Below are 25490 nucleotides of genomic sequence, written 5' to 3'. Positions count from 1 at the left end.
TGCGGCTTTTCCTTAAGTGTTCCTTTACATGCACCCATTATGCGGCCGGTTGCAGGCCGAACATGGCCAGTTGCTGGGCGCTGCCCTTGTGCTGGATCAGGCGCGGATCGTCCAGCGGGAAACTGCGCCCCAGTTCACTTTCGAGAATAGTCTGCAACTTGTGGTTATCGACCTTGCCGTCGGTACCGATGGCTTCCTTGAGTTTTTCCGGAGCCACCTGAGCCGTCCGGCCGGGCTCGAAGTAAATGGCACCCGTGGCGAAGTCCACCGCAAAGGCGATCAGGCCGGGGATGATATAGAACAGCAGACCTACGGCATCCAGCGCGGCGATGGCGGGGTCGATCTTGCCGTCGATCTGACCGCGACGATCCGGGTAGAAAATCGAGCCACAGGCGGTCACTTGGGTCAGCAAGGTCGCGACTAATACACCGCCGATCAAGCGAAAGGGAGCACGCATTTGAAATCTCCTGAGTCATCTGGAAACGAAGGGGCGTCTGTATGAATTAGGACCGCGACAAACGCTGAGCAGTTCGCCGTTATACTCGCGGCGGCAGTGCGTGCCCACAGTAAATTGCGGACGCGTCTCACCCCTCCCTGGAATAGTTGAGTATTGAAGTTGTTTTTTCCAGATCGACCACGCGTAACGGCTGATAAATTTTATTGGGGTTCGGCCCTCCGGGCTGAAGCTGTGGACGCGCCATGCTGCGTTGCGGGACTTGGCAAGGAAACGACCCTTACCTGCATCCCGCGCCTTGCCTGGCACGCCCACAGCTTCAACGCGACTCGCAATTTACTGTGGGCACGCCTTGGGGAGCCTGCATGATTTCTTTGCCGATTGATGAAGTTTTACCTGCCCTGCGTGAAGCCCTCGCTACACGCCACGAAGCCGTGCTCGAAGCACCGCCCGGTGCCGGTAAAACCACCCGCGTGCCGTTGGCCTTGCTCGACGAGCGGTGGCTGGCCGGGCAGACCATCTTGATGCTCGAACCGCGCCGGTTGGCAGCACGGGCGGCGGCGGAGCGGTTGGCCAGTGAACTGGGTGAGAAGGTTGGCGAAACCGTTGGTTATCGTATTCGTCTCGACAGCAAAGTCGGCCCCAATACCCGGATCGAAGTGGTCACCGAAGGCATTCTCACCCGACGCTTGCAGGATGACCCGGCGCTGGAAGGCGTGGGTTTACTGATTTTCGACGAATTCCACGAACGCAGCCTCGACGCCGACCTGGCGTTGGCCTTGAGCCTGAATGGTCGGGAGCTGTTTCGTGACGATCAGCCACTGAAAATTCTTTTGATGTCGGCAACCCTGGAAGGCGAACGCCTGGCCGGGTTGCTGGACGATGCGCCGATCCTGCGCAGCGAAGGTCGCATGTACCCGGTGGCGATGCGCTGGAGCCGGCCGTTTCAGCCCGGTGAATTTGTTGAACCAAGGGTGGTGCAGACCATCCTCGACGCGCTGAACGATGAGACCGGTAGCCTGCTGGTGTTCCTGCCGGGGCAGGCGGAGATCCGTCGGGTGCATCAGCAATTGGCCGATGCGCTGGGCGACGGCACACCCGTGTTGCTTTGCCCGTTGCACGGCGAGCTGGACCTGGCGGCGCAGCGTGCGGCGATCGATCCAGCACCTGTGGGCAAGCGCAAAGTGGTGCTTGCCACCAACATTGCCGAGACCAGCCTGACCATCGATGGCGTGCGCGTAGTGATCGATGCCGGACTGGCGCGCGTACCGCGCTTTGACCCCGGCAGTGGTATGACCCGCCTGGATACTCAACGTATTTCCAAAGCGAGCGCCACGCAGCGTGCGGGCCGGGCTGGGCGTCTGGAGCCCGGCGTGTGTTATCGCCTGTGGTCGCAGGATCAGCACGAGCAACTGGCGGCTTACGCCAGTGCGGAAATCCTCTCGGCGGACCTCGCCGGGCTGGCCTTGCAACTCGGTCGTTGGGGTGTGACGCCGGGTCAGTTGGTGTGGCTCGATGTCCCTCCGGCAGCGGCTTATGCACAGGCCCAGGATCTGCTTGAACGTTTGGGCGCGCTGGAGGGCGAAGCGTTGACCCGTCACGGTCAGGCCATGGCCGAACTACCGGCGCATCCGCGGATCGCCCATTTGCTGTTGCGTGGCCAGGCGCTCGGCTTGGCGAACATGGCCTGTGATGTCGCGGCGTTGCTCGGTGAGCGCGATATCTTGCGTGGCGTCGGCGCGGACCTGCACAGTCGATTGGTGCTGTTGTCCGGTGAAGAACGGCCCGCTCGTGGCGCGCAGGGCGGTGTTCAACGGGCTCGGCAACTGGCGCGGCAGTATCGCGGTTATCTGCGGGGCAAAGCGTCGGAGCCAGTCAGCGATCCCGAACATCCGCGCTGGCTCGGCGCGTTGCTGGCGTTGGCTTATCCCGACCGAGTCGCCCAACAACGGCGAGCTGGCGGTGCTGAATATCGATTGGCCAACGGTCGGGCAGCGCTGTTCGCTGAAGCGGACAGCTTGATGAAGCAACCGTGGCTGGTGATCGCTGACCTGGGCAGTCGTCAGGGCCAGCGTGAGGAGCGAATTTATCTGGCGACGGATTTCGATCCGGCATTGTTCGATTCGGTGCTGGCCGAACAGGTGCGTTGCGTCGATCAACTGGATTGGGATGAGCGCGAAGGCGTGCTGCGGGCCGAGCGTCAGCGCAAGGTTGGCGAGTTGATCCTCAGTCGCGAACCGCTGACCGGGCTCGACGAAAGTGCTCGTAGTCAGGCGCTGGTGAACCTGGTGCGGCGCAAAGGTCTGGAGTTGTTGCCGTGGCCCCCGGAGTTGCGTCAGTGGCAGGCGCGTGTGGCGTTGTTGCGCCAGTTGGACCTCAGCAGTCAGGGCCAGAGCGAATGGCCGGATGTCAGCGACGTTGCGTTGCTCAAAAACCTCGAACACTGGTTGATGCCGTATCTGGGCAAAGTCTCGCGGCTCAGTCACTTTGCCAATCTGGACCTGTCGAGCATCGTTCACAACCTGCTGCCCTGGCCGCTGCCGCAACGGCTCGAAGAGCTGGCACCGCATCATTTGAGCGTGCCGTCGGGTTCGTCGATTCGTCTGGATTACAGTGAACAGCCGCCGATTCTGGCGGTGCGTTTGCAAGAGTTGTTCGGCCTGGCCGAGACGCCGCGCATTGCCGGTGGTCGGCAAGTGGTCAAGCTTCATCTGCTGTCCCCGGCGCGGCGGCCGGTGCAGGTGACGCAGGACCTGGCGAACTTCTGGCGCAGTACCTATGTCGAGGTGAAGAAGGATTTGAAGGGGCGTTATCCGAAGCATTATTGGCCGGACGATCCGCTGGTGGCCGAGGCTACAGCCCGGATCAAACCCCGTAAGTAGTCAGTTGCATCGGTGGTGCGGCATTCGCGAGCAAGCCCGCTCCCACACTGGATCTCGGTGGTCCACCAATGCTGTGTTCACTGAAGATCTAATGTGGGAGCTTGCTCGCGAAGCTTTTGATTTAAGGCGCTGCCGGCAACAGAAACCGCGCAATCACCGGCAGATGATCGGAAATGCGCAAGGTATCGTCCTGCCTCACCCTCGCCTCGACCCGTTTGATGTGTGGGCTGTAAAACAGGTAGTCGACGGTTCGGTCCGGGCCGTTCAAGCCAGGATCATTCGGGTAATGGGTCAGCCATTGCGCCCGGTCGATACCGCTGGCTTCGTTGTTGGTGGGGATCATCGGGTACTTGTCCCACAGCACATGCAGCGTGCTGTCGGCGGAGTAGGGCGTGCGTTGCTCGGCGGGCAGGCGCCGATACTGGCCCAGCGGCAACAGATTGAAGTCGCCACCGATCAACCACGGCGTGCCGCGGCTTTCGAACTTGTCGAGGACCTTGGCCACGGCCGTCACCTGGGCTTGCAAGGTTTCGTCGGGCAGGGTGGCGCGGTCCAGGTGGGTATTGAGCACGGCCATCTGGCCACCGTCGCTCAGCGGCAGGTAAGTGACCAGCAAGGCGTTTTTCGGCTTGAACTGACGGCGGATGACATTGGCCGGTGCGGTAGGTAGTTGCAGGCGATCGGCGTGTTCGATCCGGTAGCGGCTCAGGGTTGCCAATTGCCGGCCAACACTGCCGAAGATGTGCGGTTCTGGCACGAAGTCGGCTTTCCAGTCGAAGGCTTGAGCGGTGCACGGATACAGGTCGGTGACCCGAGCCTGAAGCAGTTTGAGCTGGTTCTGGTAGTCGCTGGCCTTGGCGCCGTCATCGAGTTCCTGCAACAGCACGATGTCCGGTTGCTCGTCGCGAATCACCCGCGCCACTTCGTCGAGGCTGAAGGCCATGTCTTCAGGCGTAGGGCGCTCGTCGTCTCCTGCGGCCAGGTCGTTCCAGAACACGTAGCGCTTGCCTGCCAGGTACTGAACGTTCCAGGTCATCACCTTCAGCGCCTGGCCGGGTACCAGCGTCGGCGCCTGGGCGTTGCAACTGACCGGCAGCGCTTCTTTGGCCTCGGGGCGCCAGGTCAGGCTGTAGATCAGCAATACAATCAGGCCGATGGCAATCAGCAGGCCCAGCAGGGTGTAGCGCAGTAGACGGGTCATCATGGCTCGGCTTATAGCGTTACAGAATTGACCCCGAGCATAACCGAGAGCAAACGGCATGCCCATCAATTAGCCGCGACACGTACCCCTGTAGCAGCTGGCGAAGCCTGCGTCCGGCTGCGAAGCAGTCGTAATCCAGCGAACGTGTTCTACCTGATGCACCGTGAACACTGATTTCACGACTGCTTCGCAGCCGGACGCAGGCTTCGCCAGCTGCTACAAGAGTTGCATCGTTCTTCAGAGCGCCCCGTCAGCTTTCTCCGGTGCATCGCTAATCAGCATGAATAAACGGAACACCACCACGCTGGTGAACAGTTGCAGGAAGCTGTGAGCGCTGTCGATCAGTAGCGAGATCACCGGGTTCTGTGGGTCAGGGTAAACCGCCAGTGTCGCCCCCTTGAGCACCCACAGCGGGCCCATCACGCACAGAATGCACACCAGAATGCGCAGGAAATGCCCGCGGGTCAGGCGCAGGCTTTCCTTCATCGCCGCCAGCGGTGCCAGGCCGCGCAGCACCAGCAGATACTCACCGAACGCCAGCGTCACCATCAACCAGATCCCCGGCAGGAAATACAGCGACAGGCCGATCAGGATCAACACCGTGTTGAGGGCGGTCAGCAGGGCGAAACGCGGCCACAGGGTCGCGGAGGTCGCCAGCAAGTCGCGGGTGCGCGGCGATTCGCCACGGCTGCGGGCCTCGAGAAACAGGATCAGCGCGGCGGTGTACAACGGATACACCAGCAAGCCGACCATCACACTGATGCCGGGGAAACTGTCCGGCTCGGTGGAGTGGTCGACCACTTGTTGCAGCAGCGCCTCGAAGATCACCAGCGGCAGGCACAGCTGCACGATCTGACGCAGATTGCGCTTGAAGAAATACAGAGAGTCACGCAGTACATCGAACGGATTCATCAGTCGGTATCGCAGGTTGAAAGCAGTGCCTCACTTTAACCGATGAAACCCTTCGGGGCGCAAACGTAAACGTTCGGTAAAGGTCGTTGAAACATCCTGTATTAGCCTCCATTACGGATGAGCACCTTATCCACCGTGGATGAGGGCAACGATATTCCCGGCAATCTACGAGGTCGCCATGAACAGCGAAGAACAAACCCTGATCGATGGACTGTTTTCCCGGCTGCAACAGGCCGAAACGGACTCAGCCCCGCGCGATGCCCAGGCCGAAGCGCGGATCAAGGAACACCTGACTCGCCAGCCAGCGGCGGGCTATTTCATGACCCAGGCGATTCTGGTGCAAGAGGCAGCCATCAAGAGCCTCGACGAACAGAACAAGCAACTCACTCAGCAAGTCCAGCAATTGCAGGCTGAACTGCAATCGGCCAAGGCTCAGACGGCGGCTCCGGCGCCGAGCAGCGGTGGCTTTTTGTCGAGCATTTTCGGTGGTGGCTCCCGTGATCCACAACCTGCGCCGACTCAAAGTGCAGCCCCCGCGAATACTGGCGGCTGGCGTGAACCGGCGCGGCCATCGTTCAATGCTCAGCCGCCACAGCAAAACTTCGGTGCCGCACCGCAGCAGAACTATGCACCGCAACAACAAGCTCCGGCGGCCGGCAGCAGTTTCCTCGGTGGTGCGCTGAAAACCGCGGCCGGCGTGGCCGGTGGCGTGATGCTGGCGCAAGGCATCAGCAGCCTGTTTCAGCACAATCAGCAGCCGGAAGTGGTTGAAGTCATCAAGGAAGAACCGGCTCAGGTCAGCGATCAGAGCGACAGCGGCAACGGCTGGGGCGACGATCAGCGCGTGGCTGACAATAACGCCAACGATCAGGGCGGTTTTACCGACGCCGACTACAGCGATGACAGCTCATCGTTCTTCGGTGGCGATGACGATTCCTTCATCTGATACATCTGTGGCGAGGGAGCTTGCTCCCGCTGGACTGCGTAGCAGGCCCCTTGGGTTTTAAAGCAAGGGGGCCGCTTCGCACCCCAGCGGGAGCAAGCACCCTCGCCACATGGCCGATTATTCGCGGAACAATCCCTCGGGCTGGCATACTGGGCAACTTTTCGGGCCTGCTGCCTGATCCTGCCCGCGCTTCGGCACGTTAAAGAGGATGTACGGTGAAAAAAATCGCAGTGTTCGCCGATGTCCAGAACCTCTATTACACCGTGCGTCAGGCCTATGGTTGCCACTTCAACTACGCCGCGTTGTGGGCTGACGTCAGCAAACAGGGGCAGATCGTCGAGGCCTATGCCTATGCGATCGATCGTGGCGACAGCAAACAGCAACAGTTTCAGCAGATCCTGCGCAATCTCGGCTTCATCGTGAAGCTTAAGCCTTATATCCAGCGCAGCGACGGTTCGGCCAAAGGTGACTGGGACGTGGGCATTACCCTCGACATCATGGACGCCGCCGACCATGTCGACGAAGTGGTGCTGGCCTCCGGCGACGGAGATTTCGACATGCTGCTGGAACGCATCATCGCCAAGCACGGGGTGCAAGCGGTGGCCTATGGCGTGCCGGGTCTCACGGCCAACTCGCTGATCCGCGCCGCCAGCCGTTACGTGCCGATCGAAGGCGCGTTGCTGCTCAAGAATTGATTTTTACGGAGTGGAAACAGGTTTGGAACGCATAGCAGTCATCGACTTTGAAACCACCGGGATCTCCCCGAGCAGCAGCTGCCGGGCCACGGAAATTGCCGTGGTGATCCTTGAACAGGGGCGCATCGTCGAGCGTTACCAAAGCCTGATGAACGCTGGCGTGCGGGTGCCGGCCTTCATCGAACAACTGACCGGTATCAGCAACGCCATGCTGCGCACCGCACCCTCGGCCGAGCAGGTGATGAACGAGGTCAACGAATTCGTTGGCATCACGCCGCTGCTGGCGCACAACGCTGCGTTCGACCAGAAGTTCTGGGACTTTGAGCTCGGGCGAATCAAACGCACACGCTTGCAGAACTTTGCCTGCTCGCTGTTACTCGCCCGCCGGCTGATGCCCGCCGCGCCAAACCACAAACTCGGCACGCTCACCACGTTCGCCAAACTACCCCACACAGGCAAAGCTCACCGGGCCATGGCCGATGCCGAAATGGCGGCCAACCTGACGGCGCATCTGGCCCAGGAGCTGCGGCAAAAGCATGGGTTGCGGGAGTTGTCCCATGATCTGCTCGTCAGTTTGCAGAAAGTGCCGGCGGCGAAGATTAATGAGCATTTGAAGCGGCATCGCGGGTTCTGAGTACACCGCAGATCGAGTGTGGGGGCGAGCCTGCTCGCGATAGCGATTTATCATTCAGCATTGATATTGACTGACACTCCGCTATCGCGAGCAGGCTCGCTCCCACATTGGATCTTCTGCACCTTTTAGATCGTCTTCCCATTCCCTTCCAACTGCCCCAACGGCACCCGCTTCTCGATGGCGCTCGACAGCACGATCGAGGTCTTGCTGAACCCGAACGTGGCGATCCGGTTGATCAACTCTTCCAGCTCCGGCATCGAGCCCACCGCCGCTTGCATGATCACGCACGGGTCGCCGGTGACGCGATGGCATTCGGTGAGCTGTGGGATTTTGACCAGTTCGTCGTAGGTTTTCTGGTTGCCGTGCTGGTTCAGGCGCAGTTCGATGACGCACTGGATCGGCAGGCCGATTTTGGACATGTCGACTTTTGCCTGGTAGCCGGTGATCACCCCACAGGACTCAAGTTTGGCAACGCGCTCGGCCACCGCCGGAGCGGACAGGTTCACCTTGCGCGCCAGTTCGGCGTAGGACGCACGACCATTTTCCAACAGGGCGCTGAGGAGCATGCGGTCGTATTTGTCCATCGTGGTATTCCTGAAAAATAACTGACTTTCGAAAGCACGGTTTATAGCGCTGAACTCCGTGTTTTGAAAAGTGTACCGGCGCTATAAACAGGTTTTGTAGCTTATTTTCCGCGGGTTGCCTTTCTAGAATAGCTGCTCTCTTTGTCTTGTTCTCGAGCTGCCCATGCCTGGCATACGCCGTTTTTCCTTACCGCTGATCGCTGCTTTTTTCGCGCTGTACGTGATTTGGGGATCGACCTACCTGGTGATTCGAATCGGCGTGCAGTACTGGCCGCCCTTGTTGCTTGCCGGTATTCGCTTCGTGATCGCCGGTACGTTGATGTACGCGTTCCTGCGTTGGCGCGGGGCACCGGCACCGACGTGGGCGCAATGGAAAGCGGCGGGGATCATCGGGATTTTGCTGCTGACGTGCGGTAACGGCGCGGTCAGTGTGGCTGAACACACCGGTGTCGCCTCCGGTGTTGCCGCGTTGGCGGTGGCGACGGTGCCACTGTTCACTTTGCTGTGCGGATATTTCTGGGGCGCGCGTAATACCCGTCTCGAATGGGCCGGGATTGTGCTCGGGCTGATCGGCATCGCGATGCTCAACCTCGGTTCCAACCTGCAGTCGAGTCCGCTGGGTGCAGCATTGCTGGTGTTCGCAGCAGCGTCCTGGGCCTTCGGCTCCGTGTGGAGTAAACACTTGCCGTTGCCTCAGGGCGCGATGGCCAGTGCCGCGGAAATGCTGGTGGGCGGCGTGGTGTTGTTGATCGGTAGCGCGGTGAGCGGTGAACACCTGGAGAGCATGCCACCCATCGAAGGCTGGGCAGCCTTGGCCTACCTGACCATTTTCGGTTCGATCATCGCCTTCAACGCCTACATGTACCTGTTGAAACACGTGCGTCCGGCAGCGGCCACCAGTTATGCCTACGTCAACCCGGCGGTGGCGGTGTTGCTGGGCATCGTATTTGTCGGCGAGACCATCGGTATCGAGGAAGCACTGGCCATGGCAGTGATTATCAGTGCCGTGGTGTTGATCGGGTTGCCGCAGTGGCGCCGTGGCGCAGATCGGCCTGCCGTAGTGGTGCCGACAGAATCCCGCGCGAATTAGGGTAAACTGCGCGCCATTGCACACTCGTTTTGCACAACCGCGCTGAATTTTCCTACGGTACTCCCATGACTTTCGCCACCCTTGGCCTGATCGAACCCTTGCTGCGCGCTCTCGAGACGCTCGGCTACCAGACTCCGACACCGGTGCAGACACAAGCGATTCCGGCGGTGCTGGCCGGTCGCGACCTGATGGCCGCAGCCCAGACCGGTACCGGCAAGACTGCCGGTTTCGCCTTGCCGCTGCTGCAATTGCTGGCCATGGAAGGGCCGAAAGTCAGCGCCAACTCCGTGCGCGCATTGATCCTTGTGCCGACCCGCGAACTGGCCGAGCAGGTTCACGAAAGCGTGCGCCAGTACGCCGAGAACCTGCCGTTGAGCTCGTACGCGGTGTACGGCGGCGTCAGCATCAACCCGCAAATGATGAAATTGCGTAAAGGCGTCGACTTGTTGGTGGCAACGCCGGGCCGCTTGCTCGACCTGTTCCGTCAGAACGCTCTGAAGTTCAACCAGTTGCAAACCCTGGTGCTGGACGAAGCCGATCGCATGCTCGATCTGGGTTTTTCCGAAGAGCTGGGGAATATCTATAAAGCCCTGCCTTCGAGACGTCAGACGCTGCTGTTCTCCGCAACGTTCTCCGATGCCATCCGCACCCTGGCCGGGCAGATGCTCAACGACCCGCTGAGCATTGAAGTCAGCCCGCGCAACGTGGCCGCCAACACCGTCAAGCAATGGGTGGTGACGGTGGACAAGAAGCGCAAGCCGGAGCTGTTCGTTCACTTGATGCGCAAGGGCAAGTGGAAGCAGGTGCTGGTGTTCGCCAAGACCCGTAACGGCGTGGACGCACTGGTGGAAAAACTCCAGGGCCTGGGCATCAATGCCGACGGCATCCACGGCGACAAACCTCAGGCGACCCGTCAGCGGGCGCTGGATCGTTTCAAGGCCAGCGAAGTGCAGATCCTTGTAGCCACCGACGTGGCAGCGCGTGGTCTGGATATCGAAGATTTGCCATTGGTGGTCAATTTCGACCTGCCGATCGTGGCGGAGGACTACATCCACCGCATCGGTCGTACCGGCCGTGCGGGTTCAACCGGCGAGGCGATTTCGCTGGTTTGTGCCGATGAAGTGAATCAGCTGTCAGCCATCGAGATGTTGACCCGTCAGACGTTGACTCGTCAGATGGAGCAGGACTTCGAGCCTGAGCATCGCGTGCCGGATACCGATGCCAGCGGTCAGGTGATCAAGAAACCGAAAAAACCGAAGAAGCCCAAAACCTCCAGTGGCGGCAAGCGCAACCTGGGTAAATGGGTCGAGAGCGGCGATGCCTCGGCGCCGGAGCCGTCGATCAAGCCTGTGCGTAAAGTGCCGGTGTTTAACACTGGGCCGCGTAAGCGTAAGCCTTGATTACCCGCTGCGTCTGATACGCCGCTATCGCGAGCAGGCTCGCTCCCACATTATTTGATCGGCGCTACATGAAGATCCAGTGTGGGAGCGAGCTCTTTCAGGAAGAATGCGATTAATGTGGGAGCGGGCTTGCTCGCGAAGGGCGCGCCTCAGTCTTCAGCCCTTGCGCCGCAACCACTCCACCATCCCCAATCCCGCCGCTCGCCCACTGGCGAAGCACGCTGTCAGCAGATAGCCGCCGGTCGGCGCTTCCCAATCGAGCATTTCCCCCGCGCAGAACACGCCGGGCAGTTGCTTGAGCATCAAACCTTCGTCCATCGCCTCGAACATCACGCCACCTGCGCTGCTGATGGCTTCGTCCAGTGGCCGGGTTTTCACCAGCGTCAGCGGCAATGCCTTGATCGCTTTGGCCAGCAGCGCCGAATCGGCAAAACAGTCAGCCGGTGTCAGTTCCCGCAACAACGCCGCTTTTACCCCATCAAGGCCAAGCTGACTGTGCAGGTGTTTGGCCATGGAACGGGAGCCGCGCGGTTTGCTCAGCGCTGCCTGAATTTTATCCACAGGCTTGCCCGGCAACAGGTCGAGGTGAACAGTTGCCGAACCATGTTGATTGATCGCTTCGCGGATCGGCGCCGACAGGGCGTAGATCAAACTGCCTTCAATCCCCGTGGCAGTGATCACACATTCTCCGAGTCGCGGCACATCGTCATTGAGGCCAATGGCGATGTTTTTCAGCGGGGCGCCTGCGAATTTGCTGACCATCAATTCGCTCCAGGCCTGCACTTCGAAGCCGCAATTACTCGGTTGCAACGGTGCCAGTCCTACACCGCGCTGTTCCAGCGGCAGCATCCAGGCACCGTCCGAACCGAGGCGTGACCAACTGCCGCCGCCGAGGGCCAACAGGGCCGCGTCGGGTTGAACTGTTTTTTCGCCTTCGGGGCTGTCGAAGCGCAAGCCACCGTCATCATCCCAGCCGAGCCAGCGATGGCGGGTGTGGATAACGACGCCGGCATCGCGCAGGCGTTTGAGCCAGGCGCGCAACAGAGGTGCGGCTTTCATGTCGGTAGGAAACACCCGGCCGGAGCTGCCAACAAAGGTTTCGATGCCCAGGTCATGAATCCATTGGCACAAGGCTTCGGCACCAAAGGCTCGCAGCAGCGGCGCAATCTGCGGCGCCCGTTCGGCATAGCGTGAGAGAAACGCCGGGTAGGCTTCGGAGTGGGTGATGTTCATGCCACCTACACCGGCGAGAAGGAATTTTCTCCCCACTGAAGGCATGCCGTCGTACAGGTCGACCTTGATTCCAGCCTGGCTCAGCACTTCAGCCGCCATCAAACCGGCGGGGCCGCCGCCGATGATGGCGACGTGAGGGGGGAGGGAAGTGGAGGACTGGGTCATGGCGAGAGCTGCGGTATGGCGGAGTAGCCGCGCATTCTAGCAGTACACAATAACTGTGGGAGCGGGCTTGCCCGCGATAGCGGACTGTCAGGCAACAATGAGGTTGAATGTACCGGCCTCATCGCGGGCAAGCCCGCTCCCACAGGGATCATTGGTGTGTTCAAGAGCTGATCAAAAAACAACCACTCCGTTGCACGCTATAGGCAGCATGGGCTGCAGACCCTTTCACTCAGGTTATCCACAGGCAGTTCCACAGGCATTGTGGGTAAAGGCCCACACATCAATGACAACCTGATGACTGCCAGACCCGTTGTGCGCTGTGATGGAGAATGCCATGGCGGCGTGCCAGGGCCTTGCGGTCCTTGCTGTAGCCGCCGCCAATGACGCCGACCACCGGAATATCCCGGCCCAGGCAATGACGCATCACGCTTTCATCGCGAGCGGCGACGCCTTCGTCTGTCAGCTTCAAATAACCCAAGGCGTCGTCCTTATGCACATCGACGCCGGCGTCGTACAGCACCAGATCCGGTTGGTAGAGCGGCAGCAAATAGTTGAGTGCGTCGTCCACCACCTTCAGGTAGTCGGCATCGCCCATGCCCATCGGCAACGGAATATCCCAATCGCTTTCGGCTTTGCGTGCAGGAAAATTCTTTTCGCAGTGCAGGGAAACGGTCACTGCCTCCGGAGTGTTGTGGAGAATCCGTGCAGTCCCGTCACCCTGATGCACATCGCAGTCAAAGATCAGCACCCGATTCACCCGGCCACTTTCCAGCAGGTAATGGCTGATCACCGCCAGGTCGTTGAAGATGCAGAACCCGGCGGGATGATCGTAATGCGCGTGATGAGTGCCGCCGGCCAGGTGACAGGCCAAACCATGCTCCAGTGCCTGTTCGGCCGCCAGCAGCGAACCGCCGACCGCTCGCACCGTGCGCCGGGCCAGCGCTTCGCTCCAGGGCAAGCCGAGGCGTCGCTGGTCTTCGCGGGACAACTCGCCGCCCATGTAGCGTTCGATATACGCAGGGTCATGGGCGAGGGCGAGAATCTCTGCGGGGCAGAGGTCCGGGCGCAGCAGGTCGGTGTCGCGGGTCAGGCCACTGTCCACCAGGTGATCGCGCAGCAGGCGAAACTTGTCCATGGGGAAGCGGTGATCCGCCGGGAACTCGGGGCTGTAGTCTTCGTGGTAGATCAATGGCAGGGGCATGGCTGATTTATACAGGAAGGCATGTAGGAATGAGTGAAGGATCCTACCAGCGATGTAGTATTGCGGCATGGAAAGGGGGGGGCACTATGGAGCCGATACTGGAACTCGAAAGCGCGCGACTGTTGTTACGGCAGTGGCGTGATGAGGATTTGCCGGCGTTTGCGGCAATGTGTGCCGATCCACAGGTGATGCGTTATTTTCCGGCACCTTTGAGCCGACTGGAAAGTGCCTCGCTGATCGGGCGGGTTCGCGGGCATTTTGCCGAGTATGGTTTCGGCCTCTGGGCACTGGAGCGCAAGGACACCGGGGCGTTCATCGGGTTTACCGGGCTGGGTGTGGTCGGCTTCGACGCACCGTTCACGCCGGCCATCGAAATCGGCTGGCGCCTGGCGCGCGAGCACTGGGGCCTGGGTTATGCCAGTGAAGCGGCGTGGACTGCTCTGCGCTGCGGGTTCGACCGTTTGGCGCTGCAAGAGGTCGTGGCGTTCACCACCGAAACCAACATGCCTTCGCAAAAAGTCATGCAGGCGATCGGCATGCACCATGACCCCGCCGATGACTTCGAGCACCCAAGGCTTGCCGCCGATCATCCGCTGCGCCCGCACGTGTTGTACCGCATCACCCGTGAGCAATGGCTGCAAACCTTGCATGGATAAGCAGGCGCGGACGTTTACAATGGCCCTCATGTTGAACCGGGCCATAAACTGAATCGACCGCCGCAGCCAAGACTGCGCGGCATTGCTTTGTGTGAGGAGAGTCTGAATGAGCCAAGTGTTGGAAGATCTGGTAGACCTGCTGACCCTGGAACCGATTGAAGAAAACCTGTTCCGCGGCCGCAGCCAGGACCTGGGTTTTCGTCAGTTGTTCGGCGGCCAGGTGCTCGGCCAGTCCTTGTCGGCGGCCAGTCAGACACTCGAGGCGGCGCGCCATGTGCATTCGATGCACGGTTATTTCCTGCGCCCGGGCGATGCCAAATTGCCGGTGGTGTATCAGGTCGATCGGGTACGTGATGGCGGCAGTTTCAGCACGCGCCGGGTGACGGCGATCCAGAAGGGCAATCCGATTTTCACTTGCAGCGCCTCGTTTCAGTACGACGAAGAAGGCTTCCAGCACCAGACTGAGATGCCGCAAGTGGTCGGCCCGGAAAACCTGCCGTCGGAGCTGGAACTCACCCAGCAGCGCGCACACCTGATTCCTGAGCACATGCGCGAAAAACTGCTGTGCCCGAAACCGATCGAAGTCCGACCGGTGACCGAAAAAGATCCCTACAACCCGCAGCCTGCCGATCCGGTCAAATACGTGTGGTTCCGCGCCGACGGTGCGTTGGCCGATACTCCGGCGCTGCACAAATACCTGCTGGCCTACGCTTCGGACTTCGGCCTGCTGACCACCTCTATGCTGCCCCACGGCAAATCGGTCTGGCAGAAAGACATGCAGGTCGCCAGCCTTGATCACGCCTTGTGGTTCCACGCCGACCTGCGCGCCGATGACTGGTTGCTGTACGCCATGGACAGCCCGTGGGCCGGCAATTCGCGCGGGTTCTCCCGGGGTAGCGTGTTCAACCGGGCTGGGCAACTGGTGGCCTCGGTCACTCAGGAAGGTCTGATTCGCCATCGCAAGGATTGGGCATGAGCCTGGCCGAAGTGCGGCATTGGGTGTTCGATATGGACGGCACCTTGACCGTGGCCGTGCATGACTTCGCGGCGATCCGCGTGGCGTTGGCGATTCCCGCCGAAGACGACATCCTCACCCACCTTGCTGCTCTACCGGCCGATGAAGCCGCGGCCAAGCACGCGTGGCTGCTGGAGCATGAGCGAGATCTGGCGTTGGGTTCGAAACCGGCGCCGGGCGCGGTGGAACTGGTGCGTGAGTTGGCCGGGCGCGGTTACCGCCTGGGCATTCTCACGCGCAATGCTCGGGAGCTGGCGCATGTCACGCTGGAGGCGATTGGCCTGGCCGACTGCTTTGCGCAAGAGGATGTATTGGGCCGCGATGAAGCACCGCCCAAACCGCATCCCGGTGGGTTGCTGAAACTGGCCGAAGCCTGGAAGGTGCCGTCGAGCGAAATGGTGATGGTCGGTGATTACCGCTTCGATCTCGATTGCGGTCGGGCGGCGGGGACACGGACGGTGCTGGTGAATCTGCCGGATAATCCCTGGCCGGAATTGACCGATTGGCATGCGCGCGATTGCGTCGAGTTGCGGCGACTGCTTTCGGCTTGAGGGCCTCTTCGCGGGCAAGCCTCGCTCCTACAGGTTTGTGTTGTTCACATTATTCGAGAACGACCTCAATCCCGTAGGAGCGAGGCTTGCCCGCGAAGGCGTCAGATCAGGCCCCACAAAACTCACTGACCGAACAACGCCTTCTGCCCCTCAGGCGACGTAAACATCCCATCCCCATTGTGCCCAACCCCCGGCACTTCGATCAGCTGCTGACTCAACCCTTGGGGATGGCGCCGTTTCAGATAATTGAAATAGTTGCGCCCGCGAATCAATCGAGAAGCGCCCTGGGCCTTGGCCTCACAACTTTTATCCAGCGCCGGATGATTCGGGTCGATGTCCTGCTGCCCGAGTAAATAAACGATGTCACGTTTGACGTAGTTGTCTTCGAGTTGCGCAGGTGTTTGCCCATCGGCATAAGCGGGCAAATCCGTCAGTCCGTACTTCCAGCGATTGAAATTCGGACACCCCGCGTGACTGAACGCCACCGGCCGTTGCTCATTGAAATAGGCGTACGACGAAGGATTGGCGATCACATAGCGCACTTTCACGCCCTCCGTGTCGAGGGCTGGCTGAGGGTGACCCAACAAGGCGTAACGCTGAACCACCTGAGCGCCGCCGGAGTGACCGGCGATGACGATTTGCTTCACGTCGGGAAACTGTCGCCGATCACCCAGTCGAGTGACGATTTCATCGAGCGCCGCATAGGAACTCAGTGTGAACGGCGCGGTGGATAAGCCGCCGGCCATCCAGTCATTGCCTTGCCAGCGTAAAACGCTGTCAGACACCGGATGGCTCGCAATGTCGGTTTCATTGAGAAACTGCGGGGCGAGCACCAACGTGTTCACGCTTTGCCCGGCCTGCTCGGCTGCGTGCTCGGCGCTCTGGCGGTAGGTTTCAGCATTGCGCAATCGACCATGGATGATGATCAGCACGCGTTCGATTTTCGTTGGCGTCGGGCCGATGCCCACCGCGATTTCGCCAGCGCTCAACAGCAGGCGCCCGGAACTGATCGCCTTGGCCCCCTGCTCGGCAGCCTGGGTGCTTGCGCAGGTGATCAACAGAACCAGCAACCACTTACGCATTACAGATTCTTCGCCGCAAAGGTATCGCATTGACCGACCTGGCCCTGTGCGAATCCGGCCTTGAACCAGCGCACCCGCTGGGCCGAAGTGCCATGGGTGAAGGAGTCCGGCACCACGCGGCCCTGACCTTGTTGTTGCAAGCGGTCGTCGCCGATGGCGTTGGCGGCGTTCAAGGCTTCTTCGATGTCACCGGGTTCCAGCCAGTTCAGGCGTTTTTGCGCGTTGTTCGCCCAGACGCCGGCCAGGCAATCGGCCTGCAGTTCCTGACGCACCAGCAAACCATTGTCGCCTTCCATCTGTCGGCCCTGTTGGCGAGCGGTCTGAATCTTCGCTGAAACGCCGAGCAAGGTCTGCACGTGGTGTCCGATTTCGTGAGCGATCACGTAGGCCTGGGCGAAGTCCCCCGCGGCGGAAAAGCGTTGGGACATCTCCTGAAAGAAACTCATGTCCAGGTAGACCTTCTGGTCTGCCGGGCAATAGAAGGGGCCGGTCGCCGAAGTCGCCAGGCCGCAGGCCGAGTTGACGCGGTTGCTGAACAGCACCAGGGTCGGGTCTTTGTACTGCCGATCGGCCTGCTGGAAAATCTGGCGCCAAGTGTCTTCGGTATCGCCGAGGATCGAGCGCACGAATTCGGCTCCTTCGTCATTGGCTGGTGGCGCCTGGCGGGTTTGGGGGGTGGCCGGGGCCGATTGTTCGCTCATCTGCCCGGTCAATTGGCCGAGGATCTGCAACGGGTCCTGGCCGGTGATCCAGCCGATCCCGACGATCAACAGGATCGCCGTCAGGCTCAGGCCTTTGCCCCCACCGAAGCGCATCCCGCCGCCCCCACCACCGACATCATCGCCACGAGCATCGACCACGTTGTCGCTGCGTCGGCCTTTTTTCCAAAGCATGGGGGGATCCTCGTTTGAACATGGTGATGAGTGTTGCTGGTGAGTAAGCGTGGCGCCAGTCCGGTCGTCCGTCTTTTGCCATGCACGCAACATTTCAGACTTGTATTGAACACGGATGGCCCATCGAATTCCTTCAGGCGATGGGTTTTTATCGAGTGGGGAGGAATGCGTGTCTCGGAGGTTGTATTGCGACAAGGCAGGCGGCTATCGGATACCGGGTTCCAGATTTCGCATTCGGCCGGTTGTCTTCTAGAATCGGGCAAATTTCGTGTGGAACCTCCCATGGCTGGCAGTCAGATCGAACGTGTTTTCAGCGTGTTGGAAAGCCTTACCAGTGACCCTCGCGGTATGCCGATGCAGACGCTGGCGGAGCAGCTGGATATTCCCAAAAGCGCGACCCATCGCTTGCTCGCCGAGCTGATTCGGCTTGGCTACGTGCGGCAGAATCCGGAGAACCTGCGTTATCACTTGTCGACCAAACTGGTTGCCATGGGTTTTCGCTATCTGTCGGGCAGCGGCGCGGATATCGTTCAACCGGTGCTTGATCGCCTGGCTGAGGAAACCGGTGAGCTGGTGCGCCTTGGTGTCATCGAAGGAGAGCGGCAGATCTGGATCGCAAAGTCTCAGGGTGCCCGATCCGGCTTGCGTTATGACCCGGACATGGGCCGCGATGCACCGTTGTTTTACACCGCATCGGGACATGCCTGGCTGGCGTGCATGAGCGATGCCGAGGCCTTGTCGCTGGTGGAACGCCAGGGCAGTGACCGGCCCAAGGACCTCGGGCCGAACGCACCGCGCTCCAACATCGAATTGCTGGAGCGCCTGCGCATGGCCAGGGAGCAGGGCTATGCCTGGGTCGAGGAAAGCTCGGCAGTCGGCACGTCGGCGATTGCGGCGGTGATACGGCATCCAGGCGACGGTCGGGTGATCGGTGTACTCAGTATCGCCGGGCCAAGTGCGCGGATGCCGGGGGCGCGTTTGCATGAGTTGGCGCCGCTGTTGCTGAAGTTTACCGAGGAGCTTTCGGCGGCGAGTCTGGCGTCGGAGTTGTTCGGTTAAACCAGCCCCGGTTCATTGTGGGAGCGGGCTTGCTCGCGAAAGCGGTGTGTCCGGTACCATTGATGTCGACTGACACACCGTCTTCGCGAGCAAGCCCGCTCTCACATTTTATAGGTGTGAACCATACGAATCTGTGCGCTGTTCGAACACTATTTGCTGTTACTCCTGTGAAAATCTGGAACCGGGTTCTAAATTATTTGAATTCATTTCCCAGCAAAAATCACAAGAGGACTCGCGTTTTGACTTTGCCCCTTCGCATTGCCCTGATCGGTACTGACAACAAAGGGCCCGCAGCATTACCAGCCTCTGCAATCCCTGGCTGACGGTGCTGGAGTTATCGCCTCTTCTGATCTCAAGACCCCAAGGGATACCCCATGACCGTCAGCACTCCGCTTTCCGGTGTCAATCAGCCCTTCAAAGGGATTCTGCTGATCGTTGTCGCCACCTTCCTGTTTTCCAGCCACGACGCTTTGTCGAAATACCTCTCGGGGTTCTATCCGGTCATCATGGTGGTCTGGGCCCGCTATGTGGTTCACACGCTGCTGATGGCCGGGATTTTTCTACCGCAGTCTGGATTGCGTGTCCTACGGACCAAACGGCCATTGCTGCAACTGCTGCGGGCGTTGTGCCTGCTGGGGACCAGTCTGCTGTTCACCACCGGTTTGCTGTTCATTCCGTTGGCCGAAGCCACGGCAGTCAATTTTCTCGCACCGGTATTGGTGACGGCACTGTCAGTGCCGCTGCTGGGTGAACAGGTGACTCGCGGCCAATGGCTGGCGGTGATTTGCGGATTCATCGGGGTGTTGATCATTGTCCATCCCGGCGGCGAACTGTTCACGCCCGCCGTATTGCTACCGTTCTGCTCGGCGCTGTTTTTCTGTTTCTATCAATTGCTCACCCGCAAGCTCAGCGAAATCGACAGCCCGACCACCAGCAATTTTTTCGCCGGGCTCTGCAACACGTTGGTGATGAGCGCGCTGGTGCCGTTCTTCTGGCAGGTGCCTGGCCTGGGTCATGGTTTTTTGATGGTGGCGCTGGGGGCGTGCGGGATGACGGCGCATCTGTTTCTGACCCAGGCCTTCCGGCACGCCGCGCCGGCGTTGTTGGCGCCGTTCGGTTACTGCCAGATTGTGTTTGCCGGTCTATTGGGATGGTTGCTGTTTTCTCACACGCCGACCCTGACCACCGTGATCGGGATCGCGGTGATTTGCTGCAGCGGGTTGGCGGCGGCTTGGCAGCAGCATCGTCGATAAGAGGAGTGAGGCAGGCCTGGAATCAGGCCTGCCGGAGGAGGGGATTTCAGTCGGTGATGGTAGGAATCTTGCGCGGTGCCATGAAGTACATCCAGGTCAGCGCGATGAAGTACATCGCCGGAATCATGGTGAACAGCACGGTGTAGTTGTTGTTGGTGACCGTCAGAATGTGGCCGACCAACTGGGTCATGAACATCCCGCCGATTGCCGCGCACATCCCGCCGAAGCCGAACACCGTACTCATCATGTGCTTGGGTGTGTAGTCCATCACCAGGCTCCAGATGTTCGCGGTCCAGGCCTGGTGAGCACCGATGGCCAGGGAAATGGCGAACACCGCGACCCACAGGCTGCTCGAGCCGGCGGCCATGACCACGCCGATGATGCAGCAGGCGAACAGGAACATGGACATCAGTCGCGCCTTGATCGGGTTGACCCCGCGACCGATCAGGAACGAGGACAGGATCCCTCCACCGACACTGCCGAAGTCAGCCGTGAGGTAGATGATGATCAGCGGGATACCCATCTGGGTCACGTTGATCCCCAGGTTGTATTGCTGATTGAGGAACGGCGGCAGCCAGTAAAGGTAGAACCAGAACACCGGCGCGGTGATCGAGTAGGCCAGGGCGAAGGCCCAGGTGCCACGCATGCGCAGGATTCGTGAGAACGGCACGCGGGACTGTTCCGGCTCGACTTCCTTCTGGATGTAGTCCAGTTCCGATTGTTTGACGCTCGGGTGGTCTTCCGGGTTGAAGTACTTCAGGCCCCAGAACAGCAACCAGATGCCACCCAGTGCCGCCATGCACAGGAACGCGGCTTGCCAGCCCCAGACGTGGAGAATCAGCGGCAGCAGCATCGGCGTGAACATCGCACCGACGTTGGTCCCGGCGTTGAAGATGCCGGTGGCCACGGCGCGCTCGCCGGCGGGGAACCACAGCCGGGTGGTTTTCACACAGGCCGGGTAGTTGGCGGCTTCGGTCAGACCGAGAATGAACCGGCAGACCATAAAGCCCACCGCCGAAGTGGCCAGGCCGTGAGCGCCGGTGGCCAGGCTCCAGAGCAGCACCGCGCAGAAGAACACGCGTTTCACGCCGACCCGGTCGATCAACCGACCCTGCAGCACAAAGCCGATGGCGTAACCGACCTGAAACCAGAAGTTGATGTTGGCGTAATCCATCGCCGTCCAGCTCATTTCCTTGGCCAGGATCGGCTGCATGACGCCCAGGGCGGCGCGGTCTATGTAGTTCAGGGTGGTGGCGAAAAATACCAGCGCCAGCATTCCCCAACGGGTTTTGCCGACCGCCATGGCGCCGCGGATTTTGTCGCCGATGCCGCCAGTGGCGACACCTTGGGCCGCAGCCATGCGAGAGCTTTCCGTTTGAGAGCTTTGAGAAGGAAACATGTGTGTGCCATCCGTTCAATGACTGACAAGCGAGGCTTGTCGGGACTTCAAGGGCGCGTGATCAATCGACGGCAACAGGCGCGGGTGCGATTGATCGGCTGAGGTGTTTTCGTCGCACTGACGACAACGGGTTATTCAGCGAGCGGCACGGTTCGGCCGAGAGGGCGCAAGGTTCGGATGGGCGCCAGGCATGGCGTGATGGCGGTGGAGCAAGCAAACAAGGCGTTGAATGAGTGCATGAGTGTGTACCCGTTTTTTGAAATTTTTATGTGGTGTTCAGGGTCTTTGGTAACCGAGTCCATGGGTTCATGACCGGACTCAATGTGCTGTCGATGGTGCGCAGTGGACGAAAAATCGTCAATTCGCCAACCGCCATTGTGTTCGATAATCGCCCGCAAAACTAACTGGGTAGTACACTTTGAATTGCTGTGTGGATTCGTCAAGCCAATAATTTACCCCAGGATAAAACCGACCGCAGGTAGCAGCTGCCGAACGCAGGTTTCGCAGCTGCTACAGAAAGCCTGTTACCTATCTAACAAGACCCGTCCATCCACCGGGAGTCGAAATATGCAGCGTTCCATTGCCACCGTTTCCTTGAGCGGTACCCTGCCGGAAAAGCTCGAAGCCATCGCCGCCGCCGGTTTTGACGGGGTGGAGATTTTCGAGAACGACCTTCTCTACTACGACGGCAGCCCGCGGGAAATCAAACAGATGTGCGCCGATCTCGGGATCGCCATCACGCTGTTTCAACCTTTTCGGGATTTTGAAGGTTGCCGCCGCGATCGCCTGCCACGCAATCTGGAGCGGGCCGAGCGCAAGTTCGATTTGATGCAGGAACTGGGCACCGACCTGGTGCTGGTGTGCAGCAATGCTGCGGCCGACTCCATGGGTGATGAGCAGATTCTGGTCGACGACTTGCGTCTGCTGGCCGAACGGGCCGGCGCTCGTGGCCTGCGGATCGGCTACGAAGCCTTGGCCTGGGGCCGGCATGTGAACACCTGGCAACAGGTGTGGAACATCGTTCGCCAGGCCGACCATCCGAGCCTCGGCGTATTGCTGGACAGTTTTCATACGCTGTCGCTCAAGGGCGACCCGAAGGCGATCGCGCAGATTCCCGGCGACAAGATCTTCTTCGTGCAAATGGCCGATGCGCCGATCCTGGCCATGGATGTGCTGGAGTGGAGTCGGCATTTCCGCTGTTTCCCGGGCCAGGGCGAATTCGATCTGCCAGGGTTCCTCGCACCGATCATCAAGAGTGGCTATACCGGCCCGCTGTCGCTGGAGATCTTCAACGACGGCTTCCGCGCCGCGCCGCCACGGGCCAACGCCGCCGACGGTTTGCGTTCGTTGCTGTACCTGGAAGAGAAAACCCGCCAGCGTCTGGAGCAGGAAGCCAAGCCTGCGGCCAACCTCGACATTCTGTTCGACACCCCAAGCGCCAGCGAATACAACGGCATCGAGTTTCTTGAGTTCGCGGTGGACGAAAGCCTTGGCGCCAAGCTGTCCCATTGGTTGGAGCGGTTGGGTTTCGTCAAGGCCGGGCAACACCGCTCCAAAAGCGTCAGCCTGTTGCGTCAGGGCGATATCAACCTGATCCTCAACTCCGAGCCATACTCCTTCGCCCACAGTTTTTTCGAGGCTCACGGCCCATCGCTGTGCGCCACTGCCGTGCGGGTCAAGGACAGTGCCAGTGCACTGGCGCGTGCCGTTGCGTACAAGGGCCAGCCCTATCGCGGGCTGGTAGGCCCCAACGAGCTTGAACTGGCGGCGGTGCGTGCGCCGGATGGCAGTCTGATTTACCTGGTGGACCAGGACGCCGACGTCTACGGCACCGACTTCAATCTGCAATCGACGGCCGGGGCCAGTGGTGGCCTCAAGCGTATCGACCACATGGCGATGGCACTGCCGGCCGACAGCCTCGACAGTTGGGTGCTGTTCTACAAAAGCCTGCTGGATTTCGAAGCCGACGATGAAGTGGTGCTGCCCGACCCGTATGGTTTGGTGAAGAGCCGCGCATTGCGCAGCCGTTGCAGTTCGATCCGCCTGCCGCTGAACATTTCCGAGAACCGCAACACCGCCATCTCACACGCGCTGTCGAGTTATCGCGGTTCCGGTGTGCATCACATTGCTTTCGATTGTGACGACATTTTTGCCGAAGTCAGCCGCGCCAAGGAGGCTGGCGTACCGCTGCTGGATATCCCGCTCAACTACTACGATGACCTCGCCGCGCGGTTCGATTTCGACGATGAGTTCCTCAGCGAGCTGGCCTATTTCAACGTGCTCTATGACCGTGATGCTCAGGGCGGCGAGCTGTTTCATGTTTACACCGAGCCGTTCGAAGGACGCTTCTTCTTTGAAATTATCCAGCGCAAAAACGGCTACGCGGGTTATGGCGCGGCCAACGTGGCAGTGCGACTGGCGGCCATGGCCAAATCCAGAAGTGGTGGCGTACGTCAGGCAAAGTTGTAGGAAAATCGTAAACACGGGTACAAAACCGCTGCTGCGCAGCTTCCTTCACCGGGCGCGGCAGCCCATAATCGCCTGCTTGTGCAGTGATGGCCGTGAGCCCGCAATGACAATAATTTCAGAACTCTCCGTAGTGCCCGAAAAGCCAATTGCCGAGCCTCGAAAGAGTCGCAAGAACAACCCGGAAAAAACCCGCGAGAACATCCTTCAAGAGGCCATTGTCGAGTTCGTCCAGCAGGGGCTGTCCGGTGCCCGCGTCGATGCAATCGCCGAGCGCATCCATACCTCAAAACGCATGATCTATTACTACTTCGGCAGTAAGGAACAGCTTTACGTCGAGGTACTGGAGAAACTCTACGGGGATATCCGCAGCACGGAAAACCGTTTGCACCTGGCAGAACTGGCACCGGTGGAAGCGATTCGGCGGTTGGTGGAATTCACCTTTGATCACCATGATCGCAACGTCGATTTTGTGCGTATCGTCAGCATCGAGAACATTCACAATGCCGAGTATGTGAAGCGCTCCGATGCGATCAAGGCGATGAACAACACCATCCTCGATTCACTGGGCGAGATTTTACGGCGCGGGGCCGCAGAGGGTGTATTCCGCGCCGGGCTTGATCGGCTGGATGTGCATCTTCTGATCAGTTCGTTTTGCTTTTATCGTGTGTCGAACCGTCATACCTTCGGTGAGATCTTTCAGATCGACTTGCCGGACGAAAGCATCAAGCAGCGTCATCGGGAGATGATCTGCGAGTCGGTTTTGCGGTATTTGCAGGCCTGACCTATGGCGAGGGAGCTGGTCGGAACGCCGCACCGCCCCGTAGGGCTGCGAAGCAGCCCTCAAATTTTTTCAACCTCAACCATTCATGCTCTGAAAATGCGCCAGCATCCGCTGAGCATCCGGCACCACGCCGCTGAATAGTTCAAACGCCTTCACCGCCTGAAACACCGCCATGTTGCCGCCATCCAGGGTTCGGCAACCCAGCGCGCGAGCGTTGCGCAGCAGTTCGGTTTCCAGCGGGAAGTAAACGATCTCTGCGACCCACAACTGCGCTCGAAGCAGCTCCACCGGCACGGGCATGCCCGGCAGTTTTTTCATGCCCATCGGCGTGGTATTCACCAGCCCGTCTGCCTGACCCAGCGTGCCCGGCAAGTCATGACCAGCCACGGCTCGGCCAACACCAAAATGCTGATTGAGGTTGTTCGCCAGCGACTGAGCGCGACTTTGATCCACATCGAAAATGCTCAGCAGCTGTACGCCTTCGCTCAATAGCGCGTGGGCCACTGCCGCGCCTGCGCCACCGGCGCCCATTTGCACCACACGATCACGGGCAACGTCCTTCAGGCCACGGCGAAATCCTTCGGCAAAACCCAGACAATCGGTGTTGTGGCCGATGCGTTTACCGTCCTTCAGCACCACCGTATTCACTGCGCCAATACCGCGGGCTTCCGGCGACAATTCGTCAAGCAACGGGATAATCGTCTGCTTGCACGGGAAGGTGATATTCAGCCCGGTGAAATTCATCCGTTCGGCGGCCATCAGCAGGTCAGGCAGGGCGTTGCTGTCGAGTTTCAATTGATCCAGATCGATCAACCGATACAGGTAACGCAAACCCTGTGCATCGCCTTCATGTTCGTGCAGCGCGGGGGTGCGGGAAGCCTGAATGCCGGCACCGATCAGCCCGGCCAATACCACGGTGTTCTGTGTCATGACGC

At 60.0% G+C, this 25490-nt stretch carries 23 protein-coding genes; 13 read left to right on the top strand and 10 right to left on the bottom strand.

The features are described from left to right. Positions 1 to 37: 37 nt before the first annotated feature. Positions 38 to 457 (bottom strand): periplasmic Zn2+ metallochaperone PmcY, encoded by a 420-nt coding sequence (gene pmcY / locus ACA044_RS26515; RefSeq protein WP_497443965.1) that lies wholly within the window; start codon positions 455 to 457, stop codon positions 38 to 40. A 362-nt stretch (positions 458 to 819) separates the two neighbouring features. On the opposite strand from pmcY, the gene hrpB reads away from it, so the two are divergent. Beyond that, entirely contained in the window at positions 820 to 3336 is a 2517-nt protein-coding gene (gene hrpB / locus ACA044_RS26510; protein ID WP_497443964.1) for an ATP-dependent helicase HrpB, read from the top strand. A gap of 121 nt (positions 3337 to 3457) precedes the next feature. Here hrpB and ACA044_RS26505 read toward each other — a convergent pair whose 3' ends face one another. Next, positions 3458 to 4537, bottom strand: a complete 1080-nt coding sequence (locus ACA044_RS26505) for an endonuclease/exonuclease/phosphatase family protein (RefSeq protein WP_497447312.1) — start codon at positions 4535 to 4537, stop codon at positions 3458 to 3460. A 237-nt stretch (positions 4538 to 4774) separates the two neighbouring features. Next, positions 4775 to 5449, bottom strand: coding sequence for a DUF7847 domain-containing protein (locus ACA044_RS26500; RefSeq protein WP_497443963.1), 675 nt, complete (start codon positions 5447 to 5449; stop codon positions 4775 to 4777). Positions 5450 to 5627: 178 nt separating this feature from the next. Between ACA044_RS26500 and ACA044_RS26495 the strand changes: the two genes are divergently transcribed. The 3 genes from ACA044_RS26495 to ACA044_RS26485 all read left to right on the top strand — a co-directional run bounded on the left by ACA044_RS26495 (position 5628) and on the right by ACA044_RS26485 (position 7724). Beyond that, positions 5628 to 6395 (top strand): DUF2076 domain-containing protein, encoded by a 768-nt coding sequence (locus ACA044_RS26495; protein ID WP_497443962.1) that lies wholly within the window; start codon positions 5628 to 5630, stop codon positions 6393 to 6395. Between the two features lie 215 nt (positions 6396 to 6610). Further along, positions 6611 to 7090, top strand: a complete 480-nt coding sequence (locus ACA044_RS26490; protein ID WP_007895393.1) for a LabA-like NYN domain-containing protein — start codon at positions 6611 to 6613, stop codon at positions 7088 to 7090. A 22-nt stretch (positions 7091 to 7112) separates the two neighbouring features. After that, positions 7113 to 7724: a 3'-5' exonuclease gene (locus ACA044_RS26485; protein ID WP_497443961.1), complete on the top strand. Its 612-nt coding sequence runs from the start codon at positions 7113 to 7115 to the stop codon at positions 7722 to 7724. 125 nt (positions 7725 to 7849) lie between these two features. Here the strand turns inward: ACA044_RS26485 and ACA044_RS26480 are convergent, their stop codons facing one another. Further along, positions 7850 to 8308, bottom strand: a complete 459-nt coding sequence (locus tag ACA044_RS26480) for an Lrp/AsnC family transcriptional regulator (protein WP_497443960.1) — start codon at positions 8306 to 8308, stop codon at positions 7850 to 7852. A 163-nt stretch (positions 8309 to 8471) separates the two neighbouring features. Here ACA044_RS26480 and yedA point away from each other — a divergent pair, with 163 nt between their 5' ends. Both yedA and rhlE1 read left to right on the top strand, forming a co-directional pair. Next, entirely contained in the window at positions 8472 to 9398 is a 927-nt protein-coding gene (gene yedA / locus ACA044_RS26475; RefSeq protein ID WP_497443959.1) for a drug/metabolite exporter YedA, read from the top strand. Positions 9399 to 9463: 65 nt separating this feature from the next. Then, positions 9464 to 10798, top strand: a complete 1335-nt coding sequence (gene rhlE1, locus ACA044_RS26470; protein WP_497443958.1) for an RNA helicase RhlE1 — start codon at positions 9464 to 9466, stop codon at positions 10796 to 10798. Between the two features lie 156 nt (positions 10799 to 10954). On the opposite strand, the gene ACA044_RS26465 is transcribed toward rhlE1, so the two are convergent. Further along, a complete protein-coding gene (locus tag ACA044_RS26465; RefSeq protein ID WP_497443957.1) occupies positions 10955 to 12196 on the bottom strand; it encodes a TIGR03862 family flavoprotein in 1242 nt (413 codons plus the stop codon). Positions 12197 to 12476: 280 nt separating this feature from the next. Beyond that, entirely contained in the window at positions 12477 to 13397 is a 921-nt protein-coding gene (locus tag ACA044_RS26460; protein ID WP_217858136.1) for a histone deacetylase family protein, read from the bottom strand. 86 nt (positions 13398 to 13483) lie between these two features. Here ACA044_RS26460 and ACA044_RS26455 point away from each other — a divergent pair, with 86 nt between their 5' ends. The 3 genes from ACA044_RS26455 (at position 13484) to ACA044_RS26445 (ending at position 15619) form a co-directional block, all read left to right on the top strand. Next, a complete protein-coding gene (locus ACA044_RS26455) occupies positions 13484 to 14053 on the top strand; it encodes a GNAT family N-acetyltransferase (protein ID WP_497443956.1) in 570 nt (189 codons plus the stop codon). A 106-nt stretch (positions 14054 to 14159) separates the two neighbouring features. Next, positions 14160 to 15029, top strand: a complete 870-nt coding sequence (tesB, locus tag ACA044_RS26450; protein ID WP_497443955.1) for an acyl-CoA thioesterase II — start codon at positions 14160 to 14162, stop codon at positions 15027 to 15029. Beyond that, on the top strand, positions 15026 to 15619 hold the full coding sequence (locus ACA044_RS26445; protein WP_497443954.1) for an HAD family hydrolase: 594 nt from the start codon (positions 15026 to 15028) through the stop codon (positions 15617 to 15619). Before tesB ends, ACA044_RS26445 begins: the two co-directional genes overlap by 4 nt. Positions 15620 to 15741: 122 nt before the next feature. Here ACA044_RS26445 and ACA044_RS26440 read toward each other — a convergent pair whose 3' ends face one another. Together ACA044_RS26440 and ypfJ are read right to left on the bottom strand one after the other, a co-directional pair. Next, positions 15742 to 16701 carry an alpha/beta fold hydrolase gene (locus ACA044_RS26440; RefSeq protein ID WP_497443953.1) on the bottom strand — a complete coding sequence of 320 codons (960 nt, stop codon included), beginning with the start codon at positions 16699 to 16701 and terminating at the stop codon, positions 15742 to 15744. Beyond that, positions 16701 to 17594 (bottom strand): KPN_02809 family neutral zinc metallopeptidase, encoded by an 894-nt coding sequence (ypfJ, locus tag ACA044_RS26435; protein WP_497443952.1) that lies wholly within the window; start codon positions 17592 to 17594, stop codon positions 16701 to 16703. Before ypfJ ends, ACA044_RS26440 begins: the two co-directional genes overlap by 1 nt. 282 nt (positions 17595 to 17876) lie before the next feature. On the opposite strand from ypfJ, the gene ACA044_RS26430 reads away from it, so the two are divergent. Both ACA044_RS26430 and ACA044_RS26425 read left to right on the top strand, forming a co-directional pair. Then, a complete protein-coding gene (locus tag ACA044_RS26430; protein WP_497443951.1) occupies positions 17877 to 18653 on the top strand; it encodes an IclR family transcriptional regulator in 777 nt (258 codons plus the stop codon). 374 nt (positions 18654 to 19027) lie between these two features. Next, positions 19028 to 19906 carry a DMT family transporter gene (locus ACA044_RS26425; RefSeq protein ID WP_497443950.1) on the top strand — a complete coding sequence of 293 codons (879 nt, stop codon included), beginning with the start codon at positions 19028 to 19030 and terminating at the stop codon, positions 19904 to 19906. Positions 19907 to 19952: 46 nt separating this feature from the next. Here ACA044_RS26425 and ACA044_RS26420 read toward each other — a convergent pair whose 3' ends face one another. Next, positions 19953 to 21305, bottom strand: a complete 1353-nt coding sequence (locus ACA044_RS26420; protein WP_497443949.1) for an MFS transporter — start codon at positions 21303 to 21305, stop codon at positions 19953 to 19955. A 567-nt stretch (positions 21306 to 21872) separates the two neighbouring features. On the opposite strand from ACA044_RS26420, the gene quiC reads away from it, so the two are divergent. Both quiC and ACA044_RS26410 read left to right on the top strand, forming a co-directional pair. Continuing rightward, on the top strand, positions 21873 to 23774 hold the full coding sequence (gene quiC / locus ACA044_RS26415; protein WP_497443948.1) for a 3-dehydroshikimate dehydratase QuiC: 1902 nt from the start codon (positions 21873 to 21875) through the stop codon (positions 23772 to 23774). A gap of 103 nt (positions 23775 to 23877) precedes the next feature. Further along, the gene (locus ACA044_RS26410; protein WP_497443947.1) at positions 23878 to 24555 is read left to right on the top strand and encodes a TetR/AcrR family transcriptional regulator; all 678 of its coding nucleotides are present in this window, start codon (positions 23878 to 23880) and stop codon (positions 24553 to 24555) included. Positions 24556 to 24630: 75 nt separating this feature from the next. On the opposite strand, the gene ACA044_RS26405 is transcribed toward ACA044_RS26410, so the two are convergent. Further along, the gene (locus ACA044_RS26405) at positions 24631 to 25485 is read right to left on the bottom strand and encodes a shikimate dehydrogenase (protein ID WP_497443946.1); all 855 of its coding nucleotides are present in this window, start codon (positions 25483 to 25485) and stop codon (positions 24631 to 24633) included. Positions 25486 to 25490 lie beyond the last annotated feature (5 nt).

This window comes from Pseudomonas sp. LBUM1673, from assembly GCF_059695645.1.
This window is presented reverse-complemented; position numbering and strand designations above follow the sequence as displayed.